Genomic DNA, 25,023 nt, shown 5'->3' with positions numbered 1-25,023 from the left:
GTGGGCACCTCCGTCGCCGAGCTCACGCCGACCGGCCGCGCCGCGCTCCTCGGGATCCTCAACGTCACGCCGGACTCGTTCAGCGACGGCGGCCACTGGCTCTCGGTCGACGATGCCGTGCGCCACGGGCTCGACCTGACCCGGCCCGCCGGCGACGGGCCTGCCTCCTTCGGAGCCGACCTGGTCGACGTCGGCGGTGAGAGCACCCGCCCGGGCGCCGCCCGCGTCGACACCGCGGCGGAGCAGGGTCGCGTGCTACCCGTCGTTCGCGCGCTCGCGGCGGAGGGAGTGCGCGTGAGCATCGACACGATGAGTGCCGCCACTGCGCAGGCGGCCCTGGACGTCGGAGCCGTGGTCGTCAACGACGTCTCCGGCGGCCTCGCCGACCCGCGGATGCTGCCGCTGGTCGCTGAGCGCGGCGCCGTCTACATCGCGATGCACTGGCGCGGTCACAGCGCGGGGATGACCGCGCTCGCCTCCTACGGCGACGTGGTCGCGGACGTGCGCGGCGAGCTCGAGCGCCGGATCGACGCCGCTCGCGCCGCGGGGATCCGCGATGACCTGCTCCTGCTCGACCCGGGGCTCGGCTTCGCGAAGAACGGCGCGCACGACTGGGCTCTGCTGGCCGGGCTCGACGCGATCGTCTCGCTCGGGTTCCCGGTGCTCGTCGGGCACTCGCGGAAGCGGTTCCTCGCTCCGTTCGCCCCCGCCGGCGCTCCGGCCGCCGACCGCGACGAGGTCTCGGCCATGCTGAGCCTCGTGGCCGCCGAGCACGGCGCCTGGGGCGTGCGGGTCCACGACGTCCGCTCGTCCGCCCGCGCCCTGGCGCTCGCCGCCCGACTTCAGGAGGAGACCCTGTGACCGCGATCGACCCCGCCGCCCTCGCCGTGCGCGACTCCATCACCCTCACCGGGCTGCGCGTACGCGCGCATCACGGCGTCTTCGACTTCGAGCGCGAGAATGGTCAGGATTTCCTGATCGACGCGACGGTCTGGCTCGATACCGCGCTCGCGGCGCAGGGCGATGCCCTCGCCGAGACCGTGCACTACGGCGAACTCGCGATTGCGCTGGCGGATGCGGTCAGCCGCGATCCGGTCGACCTCATCGAGACCCTCGCGGAGCGGCTCGCCCGGGTCGCTCTGGGCTTCGCCGCCGCCGACGTCGTCCGCATCACCGTGCACAAGCCGGACGCGCCGATTCCGCTGCCGTTCGCGGACGTCGCTGTGCAGATCACGAGGGCCCGCTCATGAGGCCGCGGCAGGAGCGGATCCGCCCGGTGCGGCACGTGGTGCTCGCACTCGGCAGCAACCTCGGCGACCGCCGCGCGCACCTCGAGGAGGCGCTGCGGGCGCTCGCGACGACGCCGGGGCTACGGATCGAGGCGGTATCCAAGGTGGTCGAGTCGCCCGTGTGGAAGCCCGAGGGCGTCGACGAGCAGGCGCCCGCGTACCTCAACGCGGTGGTCACCGGCTCGAGCGTCCTCGAGCCCGACGACCTGCTCGCGGCGACGGCGGCGGTCGAGCTCGCCGGCGGCCGGATCCGCGGCGAGGGTGAGGAGCGCTGGGGTGACCGGACGATCGACATTGACGTGATCGTGCTCGGCGGAGTGCTTCGGAGCGACGCGCATCTGACGCTGCCGCACCCGCGCGCGGCGGAGCGGGCCTTCGTGCTCGACCCGTGGCTCGACGTGGAGCCGGCGGCGGTGCTGCCCGGAGTCGGACCCGTCGCCGAGCTGCGCGGGCGGGCGACGGACCGCGTGGCCGACCACCCGGTCGGGCTGACCTGGCCGCTGCGCGGCGCGGCCCGCGACAGTGCCACCGACCCCGAGAGCAGGACCCCGTGAGGCGCACCCGCATCAGCACCCTGCTCGGGCTCGGCCTCGCCGGGGCCGTCGCCGGCTTCCTCCTCGACCTCGCGATCGCGGCCGCGGGCCGCCCGGTGCTCATCCCACCGCTGACGGTGCCGCTCACTCTGGTCGTGGTCGCCGCACTCGTCCTGGGCTTCGCGATCCCGATTCACCGCGCGACGAAGGGCACGCTGCTGCGGCCCATCGACCCGTTCCGTGCGATGCGCGTCGTGGTGCTCGCGAAGGCATCCAGCCACGTCGGCGCGCTGCTGCTCGGAGCTTCCGGCGGCATCCTGGTGTACCTGCTGAGCCGCGCGATCCCTTCGCTAGGCTCCGTGTGGCAGGACATCGCGACCATCGTGGGGGCGGTCGTACTGCTGGTGGCCGGCCTGGTCGCCGAGCACCTGTGCACCATCCCGCCGAGCGACGACGACGACAGCGCCGTCGGCGAGGTGAACCACGCCTGACGCCGACGCCCGGACCGCCGCGGGCAGTGAGGACGACGCCATGTCCGCCGACCCCGAGGGAGCGACGCCGCAGACCCGCGCACGCGCGAGTGGGCGCCGACGGGACCGCCTCGACGTCACGGGGGAGTGGCGGCGCGTCTCGCCGAAATACGTCGCCGTCGAGATCGTGTCGGCCGTCGTGTCCAGCGCGTTCCTGCTCGCCGTGCCCGTGGTGCTGCTCTTGATCGGCGTGTCCTGGGGCTGGATCCCGATGCTGGCCGCCGCGGCCCTGGCGGTCACCCTCCTGATCGTCGCCCCGCGGCGGGCACGCGCCTACGGCTACCTCCTGCGCCAGGACGACCTGCTCTTTCGCCGCGGCATCATGTTCCAGCGTTTCGTGTCGGTGCCGTACGGGCGGATGCAGCTCATCGACGTCAACCGCGGGCCGCTCGCCCGGGCACTCGGCCTCGCCGATCTGCGCTTCGTCACGGCCGCCGCGGCGACCGGCGTCAGCATCCCGGGCCTGGCCGAGGCGGAGGCGGAGGAGCTCCGCGATCGCCTGGTCGAGCTCGCCGAGTCGCGCCGGGCCGGCCTGTGACCGGACTCCGCACCGTCGAGACGGACCTCGCCGACGGGCAGTGGCACCGCCTCCACCCGGCGACCCCCGTCCTCAAGGGCGGGATCGGTCTCCTGGTCGTGCTCGGCATCGTGATCACCAACCTTCGAGAGCGCCTGGTCGAGCTGTTCCTGCCCGGGCCGGAGGGCTTCGAGAGCGGCGACCCGGTCGATGAGCTGCTGCGCCGAGGGCTGCTGGGCTGGGCGCTGCTGGTGGTGATGGTCGGCCTCGCGGTGGCCGTCGTCGCGTTCTGGCTGTCCTGGCGGATGCACACCTTCCGGATCACGGACGAGGTCGTCGAGGTGCGCTCCGGCGTGCTCTTCCGCACCAACCGGCGGGCGCGGCTGGACCGCATCCAGGGCATCGCGGTGCAGCGTCCCCTGTTCGCGCGGGTGTTCGGCGCGGCGAAACTCGAGGTGAGCGTCGCGGGGCAGGACGCGAACGTCCAGCTGTCCTACCTCGGTTCGCGGCTGGTGGACGCGCTGCGCCGCGACATCCTGCGCCTCGCCTCGGGAGTGCGCGAGCGGGAGGCGCAGGTCGACGGCCACGCCTCGGCGGGCGGGTTCCTCGCGCGGCGGCTGGAGGAGTTCAGCGAGCCGCAGGACGACGCGTCACCTGACTCGGTGGTCTCCATCCCCGCGGGTCGGCTCCTCGGCTCGCTCGTGTTCAGCGGATTCACACTGTTCCTGGCCGCCTCGGCCGTCGCCGTAGTGGTCGTCGCCGTCTACGGCTCGCCCTTCGTGCTGTTCGCGATCCTGCCGGGCCTGATCGGCTCGGGCAGCTACTACCTCCGCCAGTTCGTGCGCTCGCTCCGCTACTCGATCGCCGCGACACCCGACGGCGTGCGCGTCGGCTACGGCGTGCTCTCGACCAGCAGCGACACCATCCCGCCCGGGCGGATCCACGCCGTCGAGATCACTCAGCCGCTGCTCTGGCGTCCGTTCGGCTGGTGGCAGGTGCGGATCGACCGGGCCGGCCACGCGGCCTCCCGCGGAGCGAACGGGGAGCCGAACACCACGATCCTCCCCGTCGGCGACCTCGCAGCCGTCGAGCGCGTCCTCGGGCTCCTGCTGCCCGGCGCGAGCGAGGGCGCGGAGTCGACCCCCGTGGGCGACGCGCTCCGGCACCGCGACGCCGCCGGCTTCACCCGCGCCCCGCGCTCGGCGGTATGGCTTCGCCCGTTCTCGTTCCGGCGGACGGGGTACCGGCTGACGGACGAGGTCGCGATCCTGCGCAGCGGGGCGGTCTGGCGGCGGGTCGCCGTGGTGCCCCTGGCGCGGATGCAGAGCGTCGGGGTCCAGCAGGGGCCGCTCCAGCGCCTCCTGGGGCTGGCCTCGGCGCGGGTGCACACCGTGGCCGGCCCCGTCACTGCGCTCGTTCCCGTCATGAGCGCAGCCGACGGACTCGCCTTCTTCGACAGCCTCGCGACGGCCGGGGTGCGGGCCGCCGACCGCGACGCGAGCCACCGGTGGGGCCGCCGACCCGCCGCCCTGCCCGATTGGCCCGCTCCGGAGGGAGAACCGCATGCCTGAGAACCGCCGCGACGGACGCCTGGGTGTTGGCGTCATCGGCGCCGGACACGTCGGCCCGGTGCTCGGCGCCGCGCTCGCCGGCGCCGGTCACGCCGTGATCGGAGTCGCCACCACCAGCGAGAGCGGCCGCGAACGCGCCGACGCGCTGCTCCCGGGCGTGCCCGTGCTGGCGATCCCCGAGCTCGTCGAGCGCAGCGAGCTGGTGATCATCGCCGTCCCCGGGAGCGAGATCGCCGCGCTGGTCGCGGGGCTCGCCGCGACCGGAGGGTGGCAGCCCGGCCAGCTGGTGCTGCACACGGCGCCCGAGCACGGCTACGGCGTGCTCGCTCCGGCGCTCGCCTCCGGAGTCATCCCCCTCGCCGTGCACCCGGCGATGGCGTTCAGCGGCACCAGCCTCGACCTCGCCCGCCTCGCCGAGACCTACTTCGCCGTCTCGGCACCCGGGCCGGTGCTGCCGATCGCGCAGGCGCTCGTGGTCGAGATGGGCGGCGAGCCGGTGACCGTGGCGGAGTCCGACCGTGCCGCCTACGCGGAGGCCGTTTCGACCGCCACCACCTTCTCGACCGCGATCGTGGACCAGGCGGCGGGCCTGCTGGCAGGCATCGGCGTCGACAAGCCGGGCTTCTTCCTCTCCAGCCTCGTGCGCTCCTCCGTCGACGACGCGCTGCGCCGCGCGTCGGGTTGACACTGGTGCCTCACACCGCGGTGTCTCTGCACGGCTCACTCGAGGAGGAGGACGTTCGGCAGATCGGGGTCGACTTCGCGGCAGAGCGCGTAGAGGGCACCGGCGGTCCCGAGCAGGAGACCGCGGACCGTCGTGATTCCCCTCGGAAGACCGCTCCGGGCGTCGGAGCGTCCGATCCTGTCGAGGGTGCGCTCGGCGAAGGACGCGACGTCGACGCGGCCGGGTGCGTGCGTGTCGACTGCCCGGAGGGCTAGCAGGTTCCCCAGCGCACCGTGGCACAGCGAATCGTCGGCGGGCAGTCGGTCGTCGGTCGTCTGATCTGCTCCGATGACGGCGCGTTCGAGGAGATCGGGCGCGTCGAGCAGTGCTGCCGACGCTGCACGAGCCATCGCGATGCCGGCTGTGCCATGGCACCAGTGGGCCGGGAACAGGCGGCCCTGCTCGAGCGATTCCGTGCGGGCGTCCAACCAGCGTCCTCGCTGCGGATCAAAGAGCGTGTCGTCGAATCGGAGAGCTGCGAGCGCTGCGTCGCCGATCTCCCCGTCGCCCAGTGCGTCCGCTGCTCTGGCGAGTGCCCACCCGATTCCCGTGGCACCGTGCGAGAACCCGCCGAGACGCACCCGTGCCGTTCCGCTCTCCCACGCGAGCGAGCCGTCGCCGGCATCGACGCCGTGGTCGAGGAGATGTGCCGCTAGAGTCCGCACAGCGGTCCGCCCCTCCTCCGTCTGGGATTCGGGGAGGGCCGTCACGACGGCGAGAGCTCCTGCGCTGCCCGCCATCACGTCGAAGAAGGTGTCGGATCGTGCTTCGTCGGTGAGCCGACGGATCGCAGCCAACCGGGTCGGCCGGTATCGATCAGTGCCGAGCAGGCTGTCCTGTCGGGCGAGCGAGTAGAGCAGGCCGGCGGCACCGCTGAAGGCGCCGATCGGGAGGGAGACGCGGGACGCGCTCCAGTCGTCGAGGATGGCGGCGATGGCGTGGGAGGCGCGTCCGGCGAGGTCGTCGAGGCCGAGGTGCGGGACGACGCGGTGCGCGCAGGCCGCAGAGAACGCGATGCCGGCGAGGCCGTCGTAGAGTGTCGGGCCCACCGGCCGGTACTCCAGTCCGGTGCTGTCCGTGCTGCTGCACACGCTGATCCACGTCACGTCGTCCTCCCCCAGAATCGCGGTGTCTGCGAGGAGGCCCGCCTGTGCCCGCGCGAGCTCTCTGACCGTGCCGCGCGCAGAGGGCGTGACTGCCTGCGCCTCGTCGTCCTCCTGCTCTCCCGGCGTGGCTGCGAGGATCGATTCTCGGATGAGGGCGATCGACCGCTCGATGCTCGCCTCATTAAGCGCAGTGAGGCGTGCGATGACGTCATCGCGGAGCGTTCTCGTGAAGTAGTCGGAGAGTGCCCGACCGTGGTGCGCGGTGAGAGTGCGCGAGTCCAGCGCGGTGGTGAAGAGGGGCACATCTCTTTGCCGGAGCGACTGCTCCTCGGCGTCGATGAGCTCTGCTTGGTCGGGATGGTCGGCGAGCCTGGTCCAGAGGCTTCGAAGAAGGTGGTCCCTGTCGATGCCGGTGCACAGACGGCCCGGCTGGCGCATCTCCGTCAGCAGCAGCGAGTAGGAGCGCGTGGCGCGCAGGATGTGTCGCGCGGTCATCGCGGGTGCGGTCGTGATGAGGTCGATGATCGGGGCTCGGCGCTGGATCACCGCTCGAGCGGTCTCAGCGAATCCTGCCGCGACCACCTCCCTCTGAGCGCGCACCAGCGCCAGCGTCATCCCTGGCGGCTGGTTCTGGGAGGTGCCGACCGGCGTGTCCACTGCGCTGATGCGCATGTCGTCAGTGCAGGCACCGACCACCTGGTGGATCACGGCCGTCCTGCCCTCGGAGCCGAGTCCGCCCGTGGCGACGCTGACGTCGATGCTGGAACTCTCCCCCGTAGTGAGTCGCACGGGCAGGATGCCTGTCCCGAGGACCGAGCTGTTGAGGTCGTCGATGGCGCGGGTGCTCGCCGTCATCGCGCTCTCGCGGTGACTTCTGTTCTGGATCAGAGTCTCGAGGTCGATCGGTACCGGGCCCGCTGCGGTAGCGATGACGTTCTCGAGATGCATGTCCGAGGCTCCGAGGACAGAGGTGACCGCCAGCAGGCCGCCGAGCTTGCGCAAATGCGTCAGAGGAGTGCCGGCCGCGTCGTCCGGACGTTTCACGTACTCGACCCATCCGTATCCGTCCCTGACGAGGGAGCGGGGCGAGGATAGGGAAGCATCGGGCTCAAGCACCTCGGCAAGCACGGCGTTCACCGCCTCGTAGAGCGTGAACACGCCGCAGTCCCGCGGCTTGTAGACGAGTCGATGGCCGCTGACGAACCGCAGAATCGCGACGGACTGTCCGTCGTCGTGAGCGTCGCCGGCGAAGTGGACCGCCTCGAGCGCGTCGGTTCCGCGCGGCAGTAGACCGGCGTCACTCAGTGCCCGCGTATCACTGCTCAGACGGGTGAGGATGCGCTCGACGTGGTCGCCCCAGGCGCTGATCGCGGCGACCAGATCCCGAGCGAGGACCGGGTAGCGGGAGAAGAACGCCCGCCGGACGTCGGGAGCAGACAGCGCCGTGTTCAGTCGCGCGTATGCTCCGGAGACGTCGTCGTCCGCGAGCTCGGCGAGCAGACAGCGCAGGGCCAGCGTGGCCAGGATCTCGGCGAGGCCGGTGAGGAGATCGGTCCGCGCAGCAGGCGCGAGATCGGGGTGCCGATCGAAGCGGACCCGCTGCGCATGCAGGACAGGGGCGAGCAAGCCGTCGAACGGCAGCTCGGCGAGGCGGGTGCCCTCAACGATCAGCGGTCCGAACGGGCTCCGCGGGGTGTCCACGGGCGTGATCAGCCAGTCCTCGACCGAGTCGATCCACTCGGCACTTCGCTCGCGGGGCGACCAGGGCCCCCCGGTGAGGAGCGCGGTGAGTCCTTCGCGGTCGAGGCCCTGAACGGTGAGATAGCTCTCGAGGGTCGTGTCGAGGGCGAGCGCCCGATCCGACCAGGTGCGCACGATCGAGGGGTCGCCTGCGTGCAGGGAACCGCCGTCGGGTCGGCGTTCACGCAGAGCGGCGGCCTGGAGGAGGCAGACCCGCAGGGCGGCGATCTCCGGCGACTCGGCCGACGCGGGAGAGGCCGGCGAGGCGTCCGCCTGCGGGGAGACGAGAGAATCTTCGTGACGGAGCATGGCGGGCCAGCCTTCGGGTCGATCGCTGAGGTGAGGATCGCGGGCGACCCGGGAACGAGGCCCGGGTCGCCCGCCGTGCGGATGACGTCAGCGACAGGCGCAGACGACCGTGCCGCACTCGATCGTGAGTGTGCACATCCAGCCGCTGCTGCCCATGTACGGGCTGACGACGCGTTCGAACGCCTCGTCGATCTGTGCCTGAACCGACGGGCTGGTTCCGTGACCAGCACGAGCCGTCAGGTCCCAGTGGGGGCTCACGACGGTGGCCTCTCTCTCGAGAATCTCGGGCATAATCTCTTCCTTTCCTTCGTTTTCTTTCGCCGCTCGGCCTCGCCGAGGGGTAGGGGGGCGCACGGAGCGACGACGAAGCGCCGCGGGGTGCGCGGGACGACCGGACGTCGAGAACCGCGTGACACCGGAAGAGTCACGGAGAATCGAGCACGCAGCGACGGGAAAAAAGATCCGATCTCTGCAGAGATGCCGTCGTCAGTGACCTGATTGTCGAAGGCATCTCGGTTCCGGGTGCGCCGCGACTGTAAGACGTCGCGGGTGTACGTCGGAACTATCCGATGGTGGGATCTCTGGCGACGGGGTGATCCGGTCGGTGTGCTTGCCTCATCCGGTCGGAGGAGGCGGACCGCGAGCGGGCGCCACTTCGCGTCTCTTCCGCGGCGCCCGGCTTATCTTCGGGTGGTGCGGGACACGAGGATTGAGTGGTGGGCAGGCGACGTGATCGTCGCTGCTGTCGCCGTCCTGGTGTGCGCCGCGCCGGGTCTGCTCGGTGGGACTGAGTGGCAGTGGTCGGTACTGATGGCCGCGTTGCTGATCGTGCGTCGAACCCGTCCGGTCGTCTTCGCCGTGCTGGCCGCAGCGGTGTCGGTGGCCCACCTCCTCCTCAATGGCGGACTGCTCCTGCCGGGGGACGCGGTCCTGCTGGTCGCCGTCTTCTCCGTCGCCGCACACGCACCGGAGCAGGCGCGCACCATCGGCCTCTTCCTGGGAATCGGCTACGCCGTGTCTCTGGGCGGATGGGCCCTGGTCGGGGCGTCGTCGAGCCTCGGGGCGGCCAGTCCGATCGTCGGGCTGGTCGCGTCCAGCATGGTGGTGGCGTGGGCGCTCGGGCTTCTCGAGCGCCGGAAGGTCGAGGCATTACGCGCCGCCCGCCATCGGCACGAACTCTCGGAGCGCACTGTCGCGATCCGGAGCCGGCTGGCCGCGTATGAAGAACGCGAGCGCATCAGCGCCGAGATGCACGATGTGCTCGCGCACACGTTGACGAGCGTTGTGGTGCAGGCCGAGAGCGGCAGGGCGGACACGTCGGATCCGCGGGCGGCCGACGTGTTCGAGACGATCTCCGCGACGAGCCGTTCGGCCCTCCGCGAGATCCGTGGGCTGCTCTCCGCCGAGATCGCGTCAGCGGCGCTGCCGACGCCCGGAATCGATGACCTCGCAGAGCTGGTCGAGGGCTTCGCGAAATCGGGGATGACCGTCACTCTTCATGTCGTCGGCGTCTCGCAGCCGCTGACTCCGGAGCTGTCCCTGTCTGTCTACCGAGTGGTCCAGGAATCTCTGACCAATGCTCTGCGGCACGGCAGCGGCGACCAGGCGTGGGTGGGGGTGGCCTGGGCGGAGGGGACACTCACCGTTGTCACGACGAATCCGATCGCTTCGGCTCCGGCCGCGCCACTTCGTGAGCAGCGGGGGATCACCGGGATGCGTCGTCGCTGTGAGCTCTACGGCGGCAGCGTCTGCTACTCGCACGGTGACGTCTTCGTGATCACGGCGTGCTGGCCGCTGCGTGCGGGCGTTGATGGAGCCTCCGCGTGACGGCGGCGAGAGCCCGCATCACGGTGATGGTGGTGGACGATCACGCTCTGGTCCGCGACGGCTTGATCCGCATCGTCAACGCGCAGCCGGACATGGAGACAGTGAGCCACGCGGTCGATGGTGCGACGGCCATCGAGCGTGTGCGCGACCTGCGACCGGACCTGGTGCTGATGGACGTCCGAATGCCCGTCTTGGACGGGATCGAAGCGACGCGGGTCATCACCTCCGAGCGGATCAGCCCCAGAACGCGGATTCTCGGACTCACCACCCACGACAGTGACGTGTACGCCATCCGCATGCTTCAGGCGGGAGCCGTCGGCTTCATCCTCAAGGACAGCACTGCCGAGCAGCTCGCCACGGCGATCCGTGCCGCTCACAGCGGGACCTTCACGACCTCGGCGAGTACCGCGGTCCGATTGGTGAAGCGAATGGCCGCAGGAGACAGCGAAGGAGCGCCGCCGGACGATTCGACTCTCGCCGCGCTGACCAAGCGCGAACGGGTGGTGTTCGAGCACGTCGTGTCGGGCAAGTCGAATCCTGAGATCGCGCGGGATCTCTGCCTCGCCGAAGTCACCGTCAAGACGCATGTCGGACACATCCTGGCGAAGCTGCACGTGCGCGACCGCGTCCACCTGGTCATCTGGGCACATCGTCGGGGGCTCGGCTGGGCCGAGCCGTCCCTCGACATCAGTACCTCCGGCTGACCTGCCGCGCCGGCCCATCTCCCACCATCAGAGGAGAAAAGTCGTCGCATGTCCGCCCGCAGCATGATTCGCATCGGTTCTCCCGCCGCGACGATGGAAGCCATATCAATCTGGATGCCGCGGCGCCGGGAGGGGGCCGATCACGGCACGACAGGGCCGACCAGGGACAGGAGTGCAGCATGAGCACAGTCATTGCCACGCACGGGCTGACGAAGCGCTTCAGGCGCCATACGGCAGTGGACGAGCTCAACCTCGTCGTGCCATCGGGTGTGGTCTACGGCTTTCTGGGACCCAACGGCTCCGGCAAGTCCACCACGATGAAGATGCTGCTCGGACTCACCCAGCCGACGTCCGGCTCCATCGAGGTGTTCGGCCAGCCCCTCACCCGCACGGGACGGGGCCAGGTGCTCGACTCGATCGGCTCGATGATCGAGGCGCCTCCCGGGTACGGGCACCTCACGGGGTGGGAGAACATGCTGATCGTGCGAGACATGCTCGGCCTCGCCGACGCGCAGATCGAGCATGCGCTCCGCACGGTGCGACTGACCGAGCACAAGGACAAGCTCGTGCGTCACTATTCCCTCGGAATGAAGCAGCGCCTCGGTATCGCCGTGGCTCTCGCCCGCGATCCCGTCCTCCTCGTTCTGGACGAGCCGACCAACGGTCTGGATCCAGCGGGTATCGAAGAGATCCGCACACTCCTGCTCCACCTGGCAGACCAGGGGATCACGGTGATGGTCTCCAGCCACCTCCTCGATGAGATCGACAAAATGGCCTCGGTCCTCGGCATCCTCGCCGGAGGGAGGCTGATCTTCCAGGGCAGCCGCGACCAGCTTTTCGCGCATTCCGTGCCTGACCTCGTCCTCGATACCCCCGCGCCGGAGGAGGTCCTTCGGCTGGTCCCGGACGCGGTGGCGACAGGGGGGCGGATTCGGGTCAGCGGGTACGGGAAGGACGACACCGCCGCGCTCATCAAGCGCCTCGTCGATGCCGACGTCCCGATCCACGAGGTCCGTCGCGTCCAGCAGAGGCTCGAGGACGTCTTCATGGATCTGACCGGCCGGGGTGGTCTCCTGTGACGCGTCCACGGACACGACGGCTGACGGGCTCCGTGGCGTTGGAGTTCCGCAAGATGCGGCGGCTGCGGGCGATCCCGCTCCTGATCGGTCTCGTCGGTGCTGCTGCCGCCCTCAGCTCCGCCTCTCTGTTCTCTGGCGGCGCTCGGGCAACCTTCGATGATCCGGACGCGTCGCCCTGGCCGACACTGCTGCTCAGCTACACCATGATCGTGGCGCTCACCTCACCGATCGTCGCAGCCGTGCTCGCCAGTAGACAGACCGACATCGAGCATTCAGGGTCCGGCTGGAATCTCGCCGCCACTTCCGGGCGCAGCCGGTCGAGCCTCTGTCGCGCCAAACTCTGCGCTCTGGCTCTCCTGCTGGCGCCTGCCGTCACCTGTCAGACGCTCCTGGTGATCGGCATCGGCCTCCTCGTCGGGATCACCGCGCCCCTCGATCCTCTGCCCTGGCTTGTGTACACCGGGCTCGTTCTTCTGCTCGACATCACGTTCTGCGCGCTGCACATCTGGCTCGCCGCACGCCTGGAAAACCAGCTCGTCAGCGTAGGAGTCGGGATGATCGGCGCGTTCCTCGCGGCATTCTCGCTGCTGAGTCCTGCTTCCGTCAGCCGGGTCATTCCCTGGGGGTACTACGCCGTTATCTCGCAGGCCGGGCAGTCCGGCGACGCCGTGGTCTATCTCCAGGCGCCCTACGACTGGATCGTCGGGTTCCTGATCCTCGCCGCTGCCGCCTTCTCGGTGGGACTTCACCGTCTCGATCGCATCGGAGGATAATCCCATGTTTCGCGCTGAACTCACGAAACTCAAACGATCCAGCACCTGGATCGTCGCTCTGATTCTGCCGATCCTCGCTGTCGTCACCGGCACGATCAACCTCGGAAACAACACCGAGGTGCTCGATTCGGGGTGGGGGTCCTTCACCTCGCAGGTCGTGCTCTTCTACGGACTGATCTTCTATTCACTGGGGATCAGCCTGCTGACGGCCACGGTCTGGCGCGTCGAGCACCGCGGCACGAACTGGAATCTCGTGCTGACGTCCGCCGCCGGAGCTTCGCGGCTCTCGCTGGCGAAAATCGCCGTTGTCCTCCTGCCCACCGCCGTCATGCAGGCGGTCCTCGTCGCAGGTACCGCGATCTCGGGAACCGTCGTCCTCCATCTGGCGGGGCCGTTCCCGTGGGAGTTCGCCGTCGTGGGGCTCGTCGCCCTCGTCGCGGCTCTTCCTCTTATCGCCGTGCAATCACTCCTGTCGATGCTGCTGCGATCCTTCGCGGCGCCTGTCGCCCTCTGCCTCATCGGCTGCGTCGTCGGGGTCGCCGCGCTTACGTCCACGGTGCTCCGCCCGCTCGGCTACGTCCTGCCGCAGGCACTCGCCACGCGGGCGCTGAACCTCGGTTCCACCGCGTTCGTCGGCTCCGGGGGACTCACGGCCGACGATGTCGTGCCGCTCGTTGCGACCGCGATCGCGCTCGCGGCGGCGCTGACGTGGCTTTCGGTCGTCGCGCTGCGCGTCGTCAAGCTTCGCTGAGAGGGAGCGGCACTCGCCGAGACGCCCCGCCCCGCCCAGACGCCCCGCCGATCAGCGCACCACGTCACGCCGCCATCGCCGTCTGGTTCGCTCCGGCCACCTGCTCGGTTCCCACCAGAGCCACCGCGGTGTCCCTGCGAAGAGGGCCGGAGGCAGGGGCATCGCAGCCCCGCCGGTAGCATCGACGGGTGATCAGCACCATCCAGCGCATCGGCGACCTCCGCGAGCGGCTGGGGGAGGCGCGGCGGGCCGGTCGGCGCATCGCGCTCGTGCCGACGATGGGGGCGCTGCACGCCGGGCACCTCGCGCTCGTGGAGCGGGCCCGCGAGCTGGCCGACGTCGTCGTCGTGTCGGTCTTCGTGAATCCGCTGCAGTTCGGCCCGACCGAGGACCTGGACCGTTACCCCCGCGACCTCGCGGGCGATACGGCGCTGCTCGAGGCGGCCGCGGCCGACCTCGTCTTCGCCCCCGGGGTCGCCGAGATGTACCCGGACGGCCCGTCCTCCACGCGGGTCGTCACGGGCGAGGTCGGCGCGCTCTACGAGGGCAGCGCGCGGCCGGGGCACTTCGACGGGATGCTCACCGTCGTCACCAAGCTCCTGAACATCGCCCAGCCGGATGTCGCGGTCTTCGGGCAGAAGGACGCGCAGCAGCTGTTCCTCGTGCGCCGCATGGTCCGCGACCTCGACCTGCCCGTCGCGATCGAGGGCGTCGACATCGTGCGAGAAGAGGACGGGCTCGCCCGCTCCAGCCGCAACCGCTACCTCGACGAGGAGCAGCGTCGCGCGGGCCTCGCGCTGCCGCGCCTCCTCTCCGCCGCAGTGAGAGCGGCCGACGGCGGTGCCGACGCGGCCCTCGACGCGGCGCGCGCCGTCGCGCGGGATGAACCGCTCGTTAGGCTGGACTACCTCGTCGTCGTGAACCCCGCGACGTTCCTCCCGGTCGACGCCGACCACCGCGGCCCGGCCCTCGTGCTCGTCGCCGCGATCGTCGGTACCACCCGCCTCCTCGACAACGCCCCGATCCTGCTCGCCTGATCGCGGCCGTCCGCCCCGAACCGAAAGCACCGCGACCCGCTATGGCCGACACTCCCGACGCCCCCGACGCCCCGACCGACGCCCTGCAGGCCGACCCTCAGCCGACGGACTCCGAGCGGACCGCCGCAGAGCGTGCCGCGCAGGAGGAGGCGTCCGAGCAGAAGGCCGTCCGCCTGGCCAAGCGCGAGCGCCTGCTCGAGCTCGCGGGCGACGACCTCGGTGCTGGCGCGTACCCGGTCGCGGTCGGAGTCACGGACACCATCGCGGCCGTCCGCGCGCGCCACGAGGGCCTCGAACCGGACGTGAAGACCGGCGAGCGCGTCGGTCTCGCGGGCCGTGTGGTGTTCCAGCGCAACACGGGCAAGCTCTGCTTCGCGACGCTCCAGGCGGGCGATGGCGAGCGGATCCAGGCGATGGTCTCACTCGGCGACGTCGGTGAGCAGTCGCTGGCCGCGTGGAAGGAGCTGGTCGACCTGGGCGACCACCTCTTCGTGGAGGGCGAGGTCGTCTCGAGCAAGCGCGGCGAGCTGAGCGTGTGGGTGTCGGATTGGACCGTCGCCTCGAAGGCGATCCTGCCGCTGCCGAACCTGCACAACGAGCTCGGCGACGAGACCCGGATGCGCCAGCGCTACCTCGACCTGATCGTGCGGCCCCGGGCCCGCGAGTCCGTTGTGACGCGCGCGCGGGTGAACGCGTCGCTGCGCAGCACCTTCGCGGCCCACGACTTCCTCGAGGTCGAGACCCCCATGTTGCAGGTGATGCACGGCGGCGCCTCGGCCCGGCCTTTCGCCACGCACTCCAACGCGTTCGACACGGAGCTGTACCTGCGCATCGCTCCCGAGCTGTACCTGAAGCGCGCGGTCGTCGGCGGCATCGACCGGATCTTCGAGATCAACCGCAACTTCCGCAACGAGGGCGCCGACTCCACGCACTCGCCCGAGTTCGCGATGCTCGAGGCGTACCAGGCGTATGGCGACTACACCTCGATCGCCGACCTCACGCAGGAGCTGATTCAGAATGCGGCGCACGCCGTCGCCGGCTCGCACGTGGTCACCTGGGCGGACGGCACCGAGTTCGACCTCGGCGGCGAGTGGGACCGCATCTCGATGTACGAGAGCCTGTCGCTCGCGGCCGGTGTCACGATCACTCCGCAGACGGACCTCGCCGAACTCCAGACCCTCGCCGCGCGCGAGGGCGTCGAGGTGCCCGTGCCCACCCACGGCAAGTACGTCGAAGAGCTGTGGGAGCACTTCGTGAAGGGTGGCCTGGCGCGCCCGACCTTCGTGATGGACTTCCCCGTCGATACCTCGCCGCTCGTACGCGCGCACCGGAGCATCCCCGGAGTGGTGGAGAAGTGGGACCTGTACGTCCGCGGCTTCGAGCTGGCGACCGGCTACTCCGAGCTGGTCGACCCGGTCGTGCAGCGCGAGCGCTTCGTGGAGCAGGCCCGCCAGGCCGCGGCGGGCGACGACGAGGCGATGCGCCTGGACGAGGACTTCCTCCGCGCCCTCGAGCACGGCATGCCGCCAACGGGCGGCATGGGCATGGGCATCGACCGCTTGCTGATGGCGATCACCGGCCTCGGGATCCGCGAGACGATCCTGTTTCCGCTCGTCAAGTAGGGTCGTGGGGCGGCGGCGAAAGTCGTCTTGAACGAGGTTCCGGCGGCGGACAACTGAGATGTGGGTGGGATGCTGATCCACGACGGGACTACGAGCAGCACATTTACCGGTCTATGCCAGAAATGGCTCAACATCCACTCCGATTATCTCGCATAACGCAATGCGGTGGCAGTTCCATTTGGCATCACCTTCGGACCGCATACTCAGGCGTGTACGAGGGGTTTTTCCTACAAATGACTTAGCGATGGCGACAAGCCCTGCCGCTTCGAGTATCGCACAGTGCTTACTCAAGGTTGCGTCCGTCACTTCAAGGACGTCGCGGAGATCGCGGAAAACGATGCTGTGACAGGCGGCTATTTTGGCAACTATCGAGAGGCGAAGCGGGTGAAGGAGTTCGGGCACAAGTCGTGCTCGAGGATGTACTGCACCTCTCATGCGGGGTGGCCTATCGCCAGAGCGAGAAGTTGTAAATCTCGGTACCCGTCGATGTGAGCTAACGTGCGTAGTGCGCTCGGGATGAATCCGGCGAAGATGCTACCTGCGAGTCCGCCATCGACGGCGGTCAACCACGCTGCTTCGCATGCAGCTCCTCCTCGAGTGAGAAGTAAGCGATGGCCGTGAGCACCGTATCGATCTAGAGTTCCCGCGAGTGGGCCCACAACCAACAGGATTGCCGATGCCTCGACGAATTCTGGCTGAAGCACCAGCTTACGCATGTGCAAGGCCGTCTCCGTTTGGTCGATCCGCTCGAATACCTCGTCCCGGTATTCGAAGAGGCCGTTGCCTAGATCCTCGACGTTTCGGCTTGCAATCAAAACGCGGAGTTGAAGTTCAGCGGCGAGATCTCCCCAAAGAGCTTGATCCATTGACCTCATGGCCCAAACAAGATCTTCAAGCGATCTCCGTGAAATCGGGTTCGGTGCAAAGTGCATCGTCGCCGACCGGTCACGCATCCCGCGGACGAGCGCGCCGTCGTCTATGCTCCCGGCGACGTTCTGCCTTATGCCCGCGAGTATTTTCTCGGTCTCTTGCGTTTCCGCGCGGAGGTCGGCCATGATACCGATGCGATCCGTCACGACGGTGAACCTATGTGCGTGATTCCGACGACCATCTGTTCCTTCTTGTCAAGATTATATTCTGTGATAACTTTTGCACTGTCCCAGCCGAGCATGTTCGTCATTGGCGCACCGATCCCCGTGGTGACTGCGGCTATGTGCGCCAGCACAACCCCAGCGTCGAGTGCAGCAATACGGTAGGCGAACGTGTTGTATTTTTTCCACACGCGATAGAGTTCAGCGACGATGACTAGTTCCATCCCGTCCGACGCGCAGGTTGATTCCGACACTCGGTACGCGATCGATTCGTCCCCGTGGTACACCCACCGACCATCCGGCACACCACAAATATTGCGCGTGGCGAAGTACGCCTGTGGAGACCCCAGGTTGCCGCCGGTTGGCGCCCACCTGCGCACCTTACCTGGCGGTGCCAGGTGCGGCGGTTTAAGACCAAAGGCTCTCGATAAGATTTGAGCGATGGCCGAGGCGTCGAGGGTACAACAATTTGAGTCCGAAATGACATTTAGAGGAATCGCCTCACCACGATGAGATCTTTGTTCCGTCGACAACGCGATGTTCGAAGGCTCGAAATGCTGTTGGTGAGTACGAGGTTTCGTGAGGCGAGCAGGAGGGAACGCCACCGATTCTTCGTAGGCAAATGCAGCAGAGGGCCCATCTTCGCTCGAAGTTGATCCGCAAGCCGGACAGTCAGGACGGCGCACGACGACCTCGAACTTGGTATAAAGCGGAACTCGTGAGACAACCACGGCCTCTGACATCGAGCGAGCGTTCCCGACTCCGGCGAGAAGGAGAACCACCTCGTGCGCGATGAGTGCAGGAAGCAACTCCTCCGCCGTGACGGTGCAGGTCTCGTCCGACAGTTTATGCGCGCTATCACTGGATGGCGATGCGGCAGCGATGCAGCTGGGACACGGATTGTAGTCCGGGTAGCTGACCGGACCAACGGTAACGGTCTGTGCACCCAAGGTGACCGAGAGGATGGGGATGCCTTCGCTTCGTTGAGCAGAGGTGCGGCTCAGGACGCTCAAGTCTTGGCTACTCGTGACAGCAATAAGTAGGGGGCGCTTGACCCCCCGGAGTTCATCCACGGAGACTACCGTAATTGAATTCTCCTGGAGCTCCGACAGGAGCGCCTTCCGGAGGTCGCTATCCTCGCAGATAATCGCAGCGTGGCTGCTCGATAGGGCTGCGGCGGCTTCGTGCCCGGATCGGTATTGGCGGGTGGCATCGAAGGTTCTACTGAGGAAATCGACAAGGGGAGTTGGTATTGTAGTTTCGGTCGATTTACCCTCCTCGAGAAGCCCGGCCGCGTAGAGTATTCCGAGGATTTGCCGGATGGCTGTCTTCGGCACCGCGGCTGTCTCAGCGAGATCGTTCCACGTGCGGGATCCGTCGAGAAGCGGGAGGAGATCTGGCAGCAAGCTCTGGACGGTGCGTCCTCGCAGCACTCGCCGCGAGACGGCTCCTTCAATGACGAAGGCATCCTGGAGCCACGTCGTTGGGACGGCAGAGATGACAGCCGGTCTCGCAGGAATTCGGAACTGTGCGTCGTACTGGGTGGCTGCGTCTAGACTGGCGGCTGTAAGTTGCTTGTTCATCGGAAGTTTTCTCGTTCTGCTTCGAGGAGCGCCAGGTTGTACAAGGCAGCGGACGCCTCCTGGTCAGGAGCGAGTCCGAGACGGTTCATGGTGAGGTGGAGGTGCTGGTGGAGATGATAAGCCGGTGGATGCTGCAACCCAGCGAAGTCGATTGCGTTGGAAAGTGCCTGAGTAAACTGCATGATTAGGTCCTCAGTTTTAGCCGATATCGAGATAGAATGAGTATCTAAGTGCCTTGCCATATTGGTACTGGCTCGGAGTCGAGCGTGAGCGAGGGCCGCCTCAAATTGCACGCCGGCGTTTTGAGCGTCGGCGAGCCACCATAAGGCGTGCGTCTTGAGCATCGCGGCGCGAATGGTGAGATCCGGGACCAACTGAGCGAGGACGAGTTTAAAGGTCAGCGCTGCAGTTACGAGACGGTCTTCTGCTGCGCGAAGCGTCTCGACAGCCAATTCGCTGGAGACATGGAAAGCTTTCTCGGCAGCCACGACGGCATTGGCGCGACCCCATTTTCCAAACTCGGGCTCGTAGAGGTCGGATTCGATATGCGCGCCGACTTGATTTCGGGACGAATGCAACTCGTCCGCGCGACGAACTGAGGTCAGTGCGCGGAAGCGGACGTGTAGCCCGCGTAGGTCGGTGTATCGGACGAAGAACCAGCGCTCGTTGAGATCGACGATCGGTTCGATGTATTTGCGGAGTCTGAGCACTGTGTGATCGATTGTTGCAGCTGTCGCGTAAGCTCGCCAGTACGTCCATGTTGCGCTCACGGTGCTACCTTTTCTCTATTAGAGGATTGCCCGTCACGGCCCAAGTTTGATCTCCCCGGTCGTTCCCAGTGCATCGTAATTACTGATTCGATCGTAGGAGAGCTCGGGGCGCGAGTGGGGACGCACTCCTGAATTTCGAGGCTGTTCCGCCCAGGAATGAGCGCCCAAACTGCGCTGACCGCATGCCAGCTCGTGAAGCGAAGCCAGAGTGGTTTACGCGTCGCAGAATCGAAGGGGTCATCACCGTGGACCCGAACGAACACCTCCTCCGGCAGGCCTAATTCGATTCGCCATGAGTGCAGCCGCATGAGAAACCGTCCAATCGAGTCGTTCCCCCGGGTTGGCACGCTGTCAGCTGGAACTCGCCACGTTTCTCGATGCGTTACGACGGTGCCCGATGTAACGCGCGGCTCCCTCATCAAGTCGTGCGAACGACGGGCTCGGAACACGGGGTGAGACTCCCTTGTCATCGTCGTCCCGTCGATCCACGGGTTGAGGAGCGTCATCAACAGAGCAACCGGACCCTCGAACGTCCATGCTGGAACGATGCCGAGTGGAACCGGAGCGACGGGTTGCCCGTCTGGGCGCGTGAACTCGAGAACATTGTGCTCGACGTCATGTCGAAGGATGAGTTGCGCGAGCGCTTGGCGGAGGTCGTCCCCGTCCAAGACCGGCAGGACCGCCGTCGCAGCGCGCTGGAGAGCGTTCACACGGGCGCCCGGAACCAGAGCTCGACAGTCGGTCACATCGGGATAAGCCTCCGCGACCCACGACGCTATCGCCGGACGGAGCGTTTCGGGCCCATCACCCAGCGCGGTAAACCGTGCGACGACCGCCCCGAGTCCAGGCATGATCTGATTGACGACGAGGTTGCCGTTCTGGTCTTCAGGTGTCCGCTGCAGGAAGATCGACGCGCTGGGAGGCGCCGAGGTAACGCCGACTGCAAGTGTTTCTCGATTCGTGTGTGCGTCGGGTCCGCTGTCCGCTGCTTTGGCCCCTCGCATTTGGCGACGGAAGTGCGTGGATAGCGAGCACGAGGTCAAAAATCCTATTACATCGATCGCGGCTCCTCCGCAGCCGTACTCGGCCAGGAAGGCGTCGAGGAGCAGATCGTACAATCGGGACCGGAACAGCGTCGGTCGAATTGCCTCGTCGAGCACCGTGATCTCTTCCGTACTTAACGGGACGAAGTGGGGCGGAGCGCAACCGGCGTCTTCATCGATGAGCCGACAGCGTGGGAGTATCACACCGACCACATCGGCGATTCGCTCAAGTCTCCTCGACACCGCCTCGACGGCCTCTGACCGCGCTTCACCGGAAAGCGATGCCACCTCTTCCGCCTGTCGGCCTACCTCAAGGAGATCAACTCCCGCTTCAGCAATATCACCAGCAGGACTGTTCATCATGAGCTTTCCGAGCACGTTTTCGGGGCGTTCAGTATCGGCCTCCCATGGTATACACGCCTGGATCGCCGTAGCCGAAATCCACCGTTCCACTCGGGGCCATCCGCCATCACCGGCGAGTCCGAGGAGTTCACCCTCATCTCCCCCTGTCCACTGGCTTAACGCCCGGGCTTCAACATCAGCGTCAGAGAGTTGAAGTGCTCGCCGCGTGAAGGAGACTGTGCCGTCGATCATGGTGCTTGTCTCCGGGCTCGCGATGATGCGGCCATCGTCCTGACTAAATGTCGACCGAAAGCGGATTGCTGGGAGAGCACCTTGACGGCGAATGAGTGCGTCGAAAAATAGCATTGCTATCATTGGGCTAAGTCCAGCGGTTCGTCCGGTAAGGTCGGATCCGGTGACAGCAGTACGCGCTAGGGTAGACAATGGGCTCGGCTTTAGCGCGGCACGTGAGGCGAACGCCAGTGCGGATCTGCTGCGTTTGCTTCCGGCAGGAGCGGCTTTGTCGATTGATCTGTGAAAGCCAGGCGCAACGAGCCGCAGCGCGTCGTCGATATCTCCGTTTCGGAAAAGCGAGCGGAGGCAATTCTCAGCACGCGCACTATCTGCTTTTGCGGTTTGGTCCAGCAGTCTTAACGCCAGTTTTGCAGCCGCGCTCGCCGTGACTGCATGGTGCAAGTCGATGCCGAAGTCTGCGGCAGCTGTCCGTCCGTCGGCCCTCGCCTCCCTGTCGTTGTGAAGGTCTCGGCGAAGAGCGAGAAGTGCTCGACGAGCTTCGGCCGAGGAAGTCGGAACGGCATCATGGATCCTTTGAGCGACCTCCGTGCGGAGCGACCCGGCATGCGTATGGAGTGCGAGAACATCGTCGATTTGCGAAGCAGAAAGGACTTGTTCCAAATCAAGGACGGACGCCGGGACAGCGGCGACCCTATGAGATACGAATTTAGCAAGGTGTGCTGCAGTCATGATTGTACTCCGAAGACGGCCAGCAGGATGGTATACGAAAGATTGACGAGCATTGCAATAAGGTAGACGATGCTTCCGAGCGCGTACGCAAGTAGGCCGATGCGACTGGAGAATGGCAATGAGCGAATATGGGCAGGCTGCCTTTTTCGAAGGACGGTGTTTGTTATGATTGTGAAGGCGCGGGAGCGGATGTTCATCATTCCAAATGCCGCCTCAAGTGCATGGTAGCCATCAGATCGGAAGAGCGGGTTGCAGTTCGCTATGAGAAGGAGGAGCTCGGCGGTGATATATAGAGGCTTATGCAAAATTGGTTTTTTGCCGAGTGAAAAAGATGAGTCCGCGGACGGCGTTGAAGGCATCTCGGAAGGTGCGCAGTGGCCGCCGGTAGTCGGTGTGGAATATCCGCCAGGTCTTGATGCTAGCAATTGTTCTCTCGATCACGTAGCGGTGGGTGTTCACGAAGCGATTGTGGTGTTTGGCGTAATTTGGCAGATGTTCTTCGCTTGGCCTCTTCTTTATTGGTGTGACCATTCCGGTGCCTTGATAGCCTTTGTCGGCCAGCGTGTTCGAGAGGTTAACGGTGTCGGCCAACCCGGTTTCTCGAAACGCGTGGGCATCGTGATGCTTGCCCGCGATCGGATCCGAAATGTGGATCAACCGACCGGAGAGATCGGCGAGGACCTGGCAGTTGTGCCCCGTGGTCATGTGTTTCCCGGAGTACAGCTCTGGCGCGTCCGACCAGGACCAGCACGGCAGGAGCGTGCCGTCGATGACGGCCGTTGTCCCGCGGAGCGCGGCCTCGACGTCCGGTTGCTCGTCGTCTATCACGACATTGAGCATCGCCTCAACCGACGCGATCGTTCGCGACACGGTCGACTGACTGACACCGACCACATCAGCGATCAACTGCTCGGTCACATTCTGGCGATAATAGAGAAGAGTGACCCGCAATGCTCCCTCGAGGGAAAGTCTGCGCGGACGTCCTCGCCGCCGACGCCACATGAACTCGTTCTCGATCCGTTCGGCGAGGATCGCGTAGTGCTCGGCCGTCATTCCCGTAGTAGACTGTGTGCGCACCGGCTGGTTCCTTTGCGAAGAGTTTCTGTTAAAGGCTGCTCTTCAATCAAAGCGGATTAGCCGGTGTTATTCGTGACCGACACGCGCAAATCCATCTCGATCAATCGTATTTTGCATAAGCCTCATAAGATCAGTATCTGTTCAGCATCACCATCCACCGCCGTTACACCGATAGCGGCGGCACCGACGAGAGATGCGTCTAGAAGGGGGCCAGCAAGAGCAATTAGGACGAGGCCAGGCCGGGACTGGACCGTGTAGGCCTCCGTCCGATCCACGTATGCCACAGGTACAAAGTAGTAGAGTAAGCCTACACCTATCTCTCGGACCCGTACTCCCTGGGCGCGCATGGCAACTGCATGGCAGACCTCATGGATCGCCAACTGCAGGAGCACCATGACGAGGACGATGCAGAGCGTGGACAACGGCGGTTGCGATAATGCACTTCGATGCCGCGAAACTGTACCCAGGCCGGCCGCGATTCCAACGGAAGAGACGCATAGGCTGATGACCAGCAGGAGGAAAATTGGGATTCTGCGCAACGGCGTCGCGAGTATGTCCGCCACTCGGTCAATATCGACCGGTACCGCCAGGCGCGCGAGGAAATCGACGCCGACGCGTCTAAGAAACCGATCTGCGCGAGTCGGCTGCACGAAGGCTCCATCGATGAATCCTGAACTCTGAAGCGATTCGATAAACTCATGCAGACGGGCTTCTGCGTGCGGCTTTCCGATGGTCGTATCATGCCCGGATAGGATAAGTGCGCGGAGGCTGTCAAAAGAGCAGCCCTCTTCAAGCCGGTCGATTATCGGCGCGCATCCCTTCGGCACAGCGATGAAATGCCCGACGGGCGTCCGGAGAAGGAGCCGATGGTCAACAGTAACGCTACGCGTTACTCCATTGGTGAGGCGCAGGACCTGAGTGACGCCGTTGCCCTTAGAAATCTGTGTCACGCGCGCCTCTGTCTGTATTCATTCGTCCGATGAGGGGCGGACAGCGATGAGCTGTCCGCCCCAGTAGATCAGTGGTTACTATACGAACTGATGCTGCTGAGCGTTCCGGCGCAGCTTCCTGCGCTCGAGACAGTACCGACGGTTCCAGCACTGCTCGCCCCCGGGGCGATCGCCTGCGGGAGGTCCTCCACCGAAAGCTCCTCCACCGACACTAGATCGATTACCTTGTTCATTTGATTACCTCCGTAATTGTTTTATTTACCTTGGTCGGCACCTTTCGTCAGACTTCACATTTGGCGACTAGTGAAGTCCGAGAGGATCGATGTCCTAGATGGAAGCTATTAGGGCAGTTGTGGTGGCCGCAAGACCTTTTGCCGTGAGGATTCTGTGAGAGAGGCTATCAGTTCCGCGCACCCTAAAGGATAGCTCGTCGAATATAGAACGATCTAGCAAAGAGTGGTAGTCTAGAAGGCGAAAAACCTTGATAAACGCGCCGATCGGCGCCCTGCGCTGTCGAGTGAGTCACATCTGCTGCAACCGCTTACGGGAATGACAACCGCTTGCCGTACAGAAAGCTCCGAGAATCCGAAACGCCAGACCTTCGACGCCGCTTCCGTCAGCGCCTTGTCTGACGCTGTGATGGTGTTGATCACGGCTGCGGCCATTGCGGCATGGGCCGGCGTGTACCCTCGAAACGGCATCCCGGTGCTAGGCGCTTTGTCAAGTTCGAGGTCGGTGTGATTTCGCCGACCGTGCTGTTCCTGTCTGCGGTCAAAGCACCGGAGGCATGCACCTCTGCCAGGCGTGACGACTGGTCCGACCCGTACATCGCGAGCTTCGAGCTGAACGGGAATCCAGGGTTGCAGGGTGCCCCAGGCCACGTCCTCGACGTGCTGCTCTGCTGAGTTGTCCCGTTCGGCGCTGATGAGGACACGGGCCCGCGCTCGAGGCCAGTTCGTCGAGTCGTAGACTCCGCGGGAGCCGTCCCAGTGCTCGCACGCCGGTCCTTGCAGTCGGGTGGCGACAGCGTCGGCGAACGGTCCCGTCCCCATGAGATGGATGTTCAGCATG

At 66.2% G+C, this 25,023-nt stretch carries 25 protein-coding genes; 14 read left to right on the top strand and 11 right to left on the bottom strand.

Translation table 11 applies throughout. The features are described from left to right. From folP to A6122_RS12865, 7 genes are read left to right on the top strand one after another with little or no spacing between them, the layout of a single operon-like run. Window positions 1-861: a dihydropteroate synthase gene (folP, locus tag A6122_RS12895; RefSeq protein ID WP_068255660.1), complete on the top strand. Its 861-nt coding sequence runs from the start codon at window positions 1-3 to the stop codon at window positions 859-861. Beyond that, the gene (gene folB, locus A6122_RS12890) at window positions 858-1,250 is read left to right on the top strand and encodes a dihydroneopterin aldolase (RefSeq protein ID WP_068255657.1); all 393 of its coding nucleotides are present in this window, start codon (window positions 858-860) and stop codon (window positions 1,248-1,250) included. The genes folP and folB overlap by 4 nt, the downstream gene beginning before the upstream one ends. Further along, window positions 1,247-1,843, top strand: coding sequence for a 2-amino-4-hydroxy-6-hydroxymethyldihydropteridine diphosphokinase (gene folK, locus A6122_RS12885; protein ID WP_068255654.1), 597 nt, complete (start codon window positions 1,247-1,249; stop codon window positions 1,841-1,843). The genes folB and folK overlap by 4 nt, the downstream gene beginning before the upstream one ends. Further along, complete coding sequence (locus A6122_RS12880) at window positions 1,840-2,313, top strand: DUF3180 domain-containing protein (RefSeq protein ID WP_068255651.1); 474 nt, start codon at window positions 1,840-1,842, stop codon at window positions 2,311-2,313. The genes folK and A6122_RS12880 overlap by 4 nt, the downstream gene beginning before the upstream one ends. A 40-nt stretch (window positions 2,314-2,353) precedes the next feature. Then, window positions 2,354-2,890 (top strand): PH domain-containing protein, encoded by a 537-nt coding sequence (locus A6122_RS12875; protein WP_068255648.1) that lies wholly within the window; start codon window positions 2,354-2,356, stop codon window positions 2,888-2,890. Beyond that, on the top strand, window positions 2,887-4,440 hold the full coding sequence (locus tag A6122_RS12870) for a PH domain-containing protein (RefSeq protein WP_068255646.1): 1,554 nt from the start codon (window positions 2,887-2,889) through the stop codon (window positions 4,438-4,440). Before A6122_RS12875 ends, A6122_RS12870 begins: the two co-directional genes overlap by 4 nt. Continuing rightward, window positions 4,433-5,125 (top strand): Rossmann-like and DUF2520 domain-containing protein, encoded by a 693-nt coding sequence (locus A6122_RS12865; protein WP_068255643.1) that lies wholly within the window; start codon window positions 4,433-4,435, stop codon window positions 5,123-5,125. The genes A6122_RS12870 and A6122_RS12865 overlap by 8 nt, the downstream gene beginning before the upstream one ends. 35 nt (window positions 5,126-5,160) lie before the next feature. Here A6122_RS12865 and lanM read toward each other — a convergent pair whose 3' ends face one another. After that, window positions 5,161-8,319: a type 2 lanthipeptide synthetase LanM gene (gene lanM / locus A6122_RS12860; RefSeq protein ID WP_068255641.1), complete on the bottom strand. Its 3,159-nt coding sequence runs from the start codon at window positions 8,317-8,319 to the stop codon at window positions 5,161-5,163. Window positions 8,320-8,406: 87 nt separating this feature from the next. Further along, window positions 8,407-8,610: a hypothetical protein gene (locus A6122_RS12855; RefSeq protein ID WP_068255638.1), complete on the bottom strand. Its 204-nt coding sequence runs from the start codon at window positions 8,608-8,610 to the stop codon at window positions 8,407-8,409. Between the two features lie 402 nt (window positions 8,611-9,012). On the opposite strand from A6122_RS12855, the gene A6122_RS12850 reads away from it, so the two are divergent. The 7 genes from A6122_RS12850 to lysS all read left to right on the top strand — a co-directional run bounded on the left by A6122_RS12850 (window position 9,013) and on the right by lysS (window position 16,112). Then, window positions 9,013-10,146 carry a sensor histidine kinase gene (locus A6122_RS12850; protein ID WP_068257667.1) on the top strand — a complete coding sequence of 378 codons (1,134 nt, stop codon included), beginning with the start codon at window positions 9,013-9,015 and terminating at the stop codon, window positions 10,144-10,146. Continuing rightward, complete coding sequence (locus tag A6122_RS12845; RefSeq protein ID WP_237358190.1) at window positions 10,143-10,850, top strand: response regulator; 708 nt, start codon at window positions 10,143-10,145, stop codon at window positions 10,848-10,850. The genes A6122_RS12850 and A6122_RS12845 overlap by 4 nt, the downstream gene beginning before the upstream one ends. Window positions 10,851-11,029: 179 nt before the next feature. Then, on the top strand, window positions 11,030-11,929 hold the full coding sequence (locus A6122_RS12840) for an ABC transporter ATP-binding protein (RefSeq protein ID WP_068255636.1): 900 nt from the start codon (window positions 11,030-11,032) through the stop codon (window positions 11,927-11,929). A gap of 32 nt (window positions 11,930-11,961) precedes the next feature. Beyond that, window positions 11,962-12,702 (top strand): ABC transporter permease, encoded by a 741-nt coding sequence (locus tag A6122_RS12835; RefSeq protein ID WP_084416057.1) that lies wholly within the window; start codon window positions 11,962-11,964, stop codon window positions 12,700-12,702. A 4-nt stretch (window positions 12,703-12,706) separates the two neighbouring features. Further along, window positions 12,707-13,453: an ABC transporter permease gene (locus tag A6122_RS12830; protein WP_068255633.1), complete on the top strand. Its 747-nt coding sequence runs from the start codon at window positions 12,707-12,709 to the stop codon at window positions 13,451-13,453. 188 nt (window positions 13,454-13,641) lie between these two features. Continuing rightward, window positions 13,642-14,490: a pantoate--beta-alanine ligase gene (panC, locus tag A6122_RS12825; RefSeq protein ID WP_068255631.1), complete on the top strand. Its 849-nt coding sequence runs from the start codon at window positions 13,642-13,644 to the stop codon at window positions 14,488-14,490. Between the two features lie 41 nt (window positions 14,491-14,531). Beyond that, window positions 14,532-16,112, top strand: coding sequence for a lysine--tRNA ligase (gene lysS / locus A6122_RS12820; protein ID WP_084416056.1), 1,581 nt, complete (start codon window positions 14,532-14,534; stop codon window positions 16,110-16,112). A gap of 111 nt (window positions 16,113-16,223) precedes the next feature. On the opposite strand, the gene A6122_RS16075 is transcribed toward lysS, so the two are convergent. The 9 genes from A6122_RS16075 to A6122_RS17755 all read right to left on the bottom strand — a co-directional run bounded on the left by A6122_RS16075 (window position 16,224) and on the right by A6122_RS17755 (window position 25,004). Beyond that, entirely contained in the window at window positions 16,224-16,547 is a 324-nt protein-coding gene (locus A6122_RS16075) for a transcriptional regulator (RefSeq protein ID WP_084416055.1), read from the bottom strand. Further along, window positions 16,544-17,167 carry a nitroreductase family protein gene (locus A6122_RS16070; RefSeq protein ID WP_157593821.1) on the bottom strand — a complete coding sequence of 208 codons (624 nt, stop codon included), beginning with the start codon at window positions 17,165-17,167 and terminating at the stop codon, window positions 16,544-16,546. The genes A6122_RS16075 and A6122_RS16070 overlap by 4 nt, the downstream gene beginning before the upstream one ends. A 17-nt stretch (window positions 17,168-17,184) precedes the next feature. Next, window positions 17,185-18,786, bottom strand: coding sequence for a hypothetical protein (locus A6122_RS16720; RefSeq protein ID WP_146085019.1), 1,602 nt, complete (start codon window positions 18,784-18,786; stop codon window positions 17,185-17,187). Then, complete coding sequence (locus A6122_RS12815; protein ID WP_084416052.1) at window positions 18,783-19,556, bottom strand: thiopeptide-type bacteriocin biosynthesis protein; 774 nt, start codon at window positions 19,554-19,556, stop codon at window positions 18,783-18,785. Before A6122_RS12815 ends, A6122_RS16720 begins: the two co-directional genes overlap by 4 nt. Further along, complete coding sequence (locus A6122_RS16715; protein WP_167542389.1) at window positions 19,553-21,193, bottom strand: lantibiotic dehydratase; 1,641 nt, start codon at window positions 21,191-21,193, stop codon at window positions 19,553-19,555. Before A6122_RS16715 ends, A6122_RS12815 begins: the two co-directional genes overlap by 4 nt. A 1,029-nt stretch (window positions 21,194-22,222) precedes the next feature. Then, the gene (locus A6122_RS12805; RefSeq protein ID WP_084415693.1) at window positions 22,223-22,978 is read right to left on the bottom strand and encodes a transposase family protein; all 756 of its coding nucleotides are present in this window, start codon (window positions 22,976-22,978) and stop codon (window positions 22,223-22,225) included. A 146-nt stretch (window positions 22,979-23,124) separates the two neighbouring features. Further along, window positions 23,125-23,952, bottom strand: coding sequence for a site-2 protease family protein (locus A6122_RS16710; protein ID WP_146085017.1), 828 nt, complete (start codon window positions 23,950-23,952; stop codon window positions 23,125-23,127). Window positions 23,953-24,020: 68 nt separating this feature from the next. Further along, the gene (locus tag A6122_RS17760) at window positions 24,021-24,185 is read right to left on the bottom strand and encodes a thiocillin family RiPP (RefSeq protein WP_104261804.1); all 165 of its coding nucleotides are present in this window, start codon (window positions 24,183-24,185) and stop codon (window positions 24,021-24,023) included. 231 nt (window positions 24,186-24,416) lie between these two features. Next, window positions 24,417-25,004, bottom strand: a complete 588-nt coding sequence (locus tag A6122_RS17755; protein ID WP_373408562.1) for a TOMM precursor leader peptide-binding protein — start codon at window positions 25,002-25,004, stop codon at window positions 24,417-24,419. Window positions 25,005-25,023: the final 19 nt, after the last annotated feature.

It is taken from the genome of Rathayibacter tritici (assembly GCF_001641005.1).
Classification (GTDB): Bacteria; Actinomycetota; Actinomycetes; order Actinomycetales; family Microbacteriaceae; genus Rathayibacter; species Rathayibacter tritici.
The sequence above is the reverse complement of the archived record's forward strand: the minus strand, read 5'-3'. Positions and strand labels throughout refer to the sequence as shown.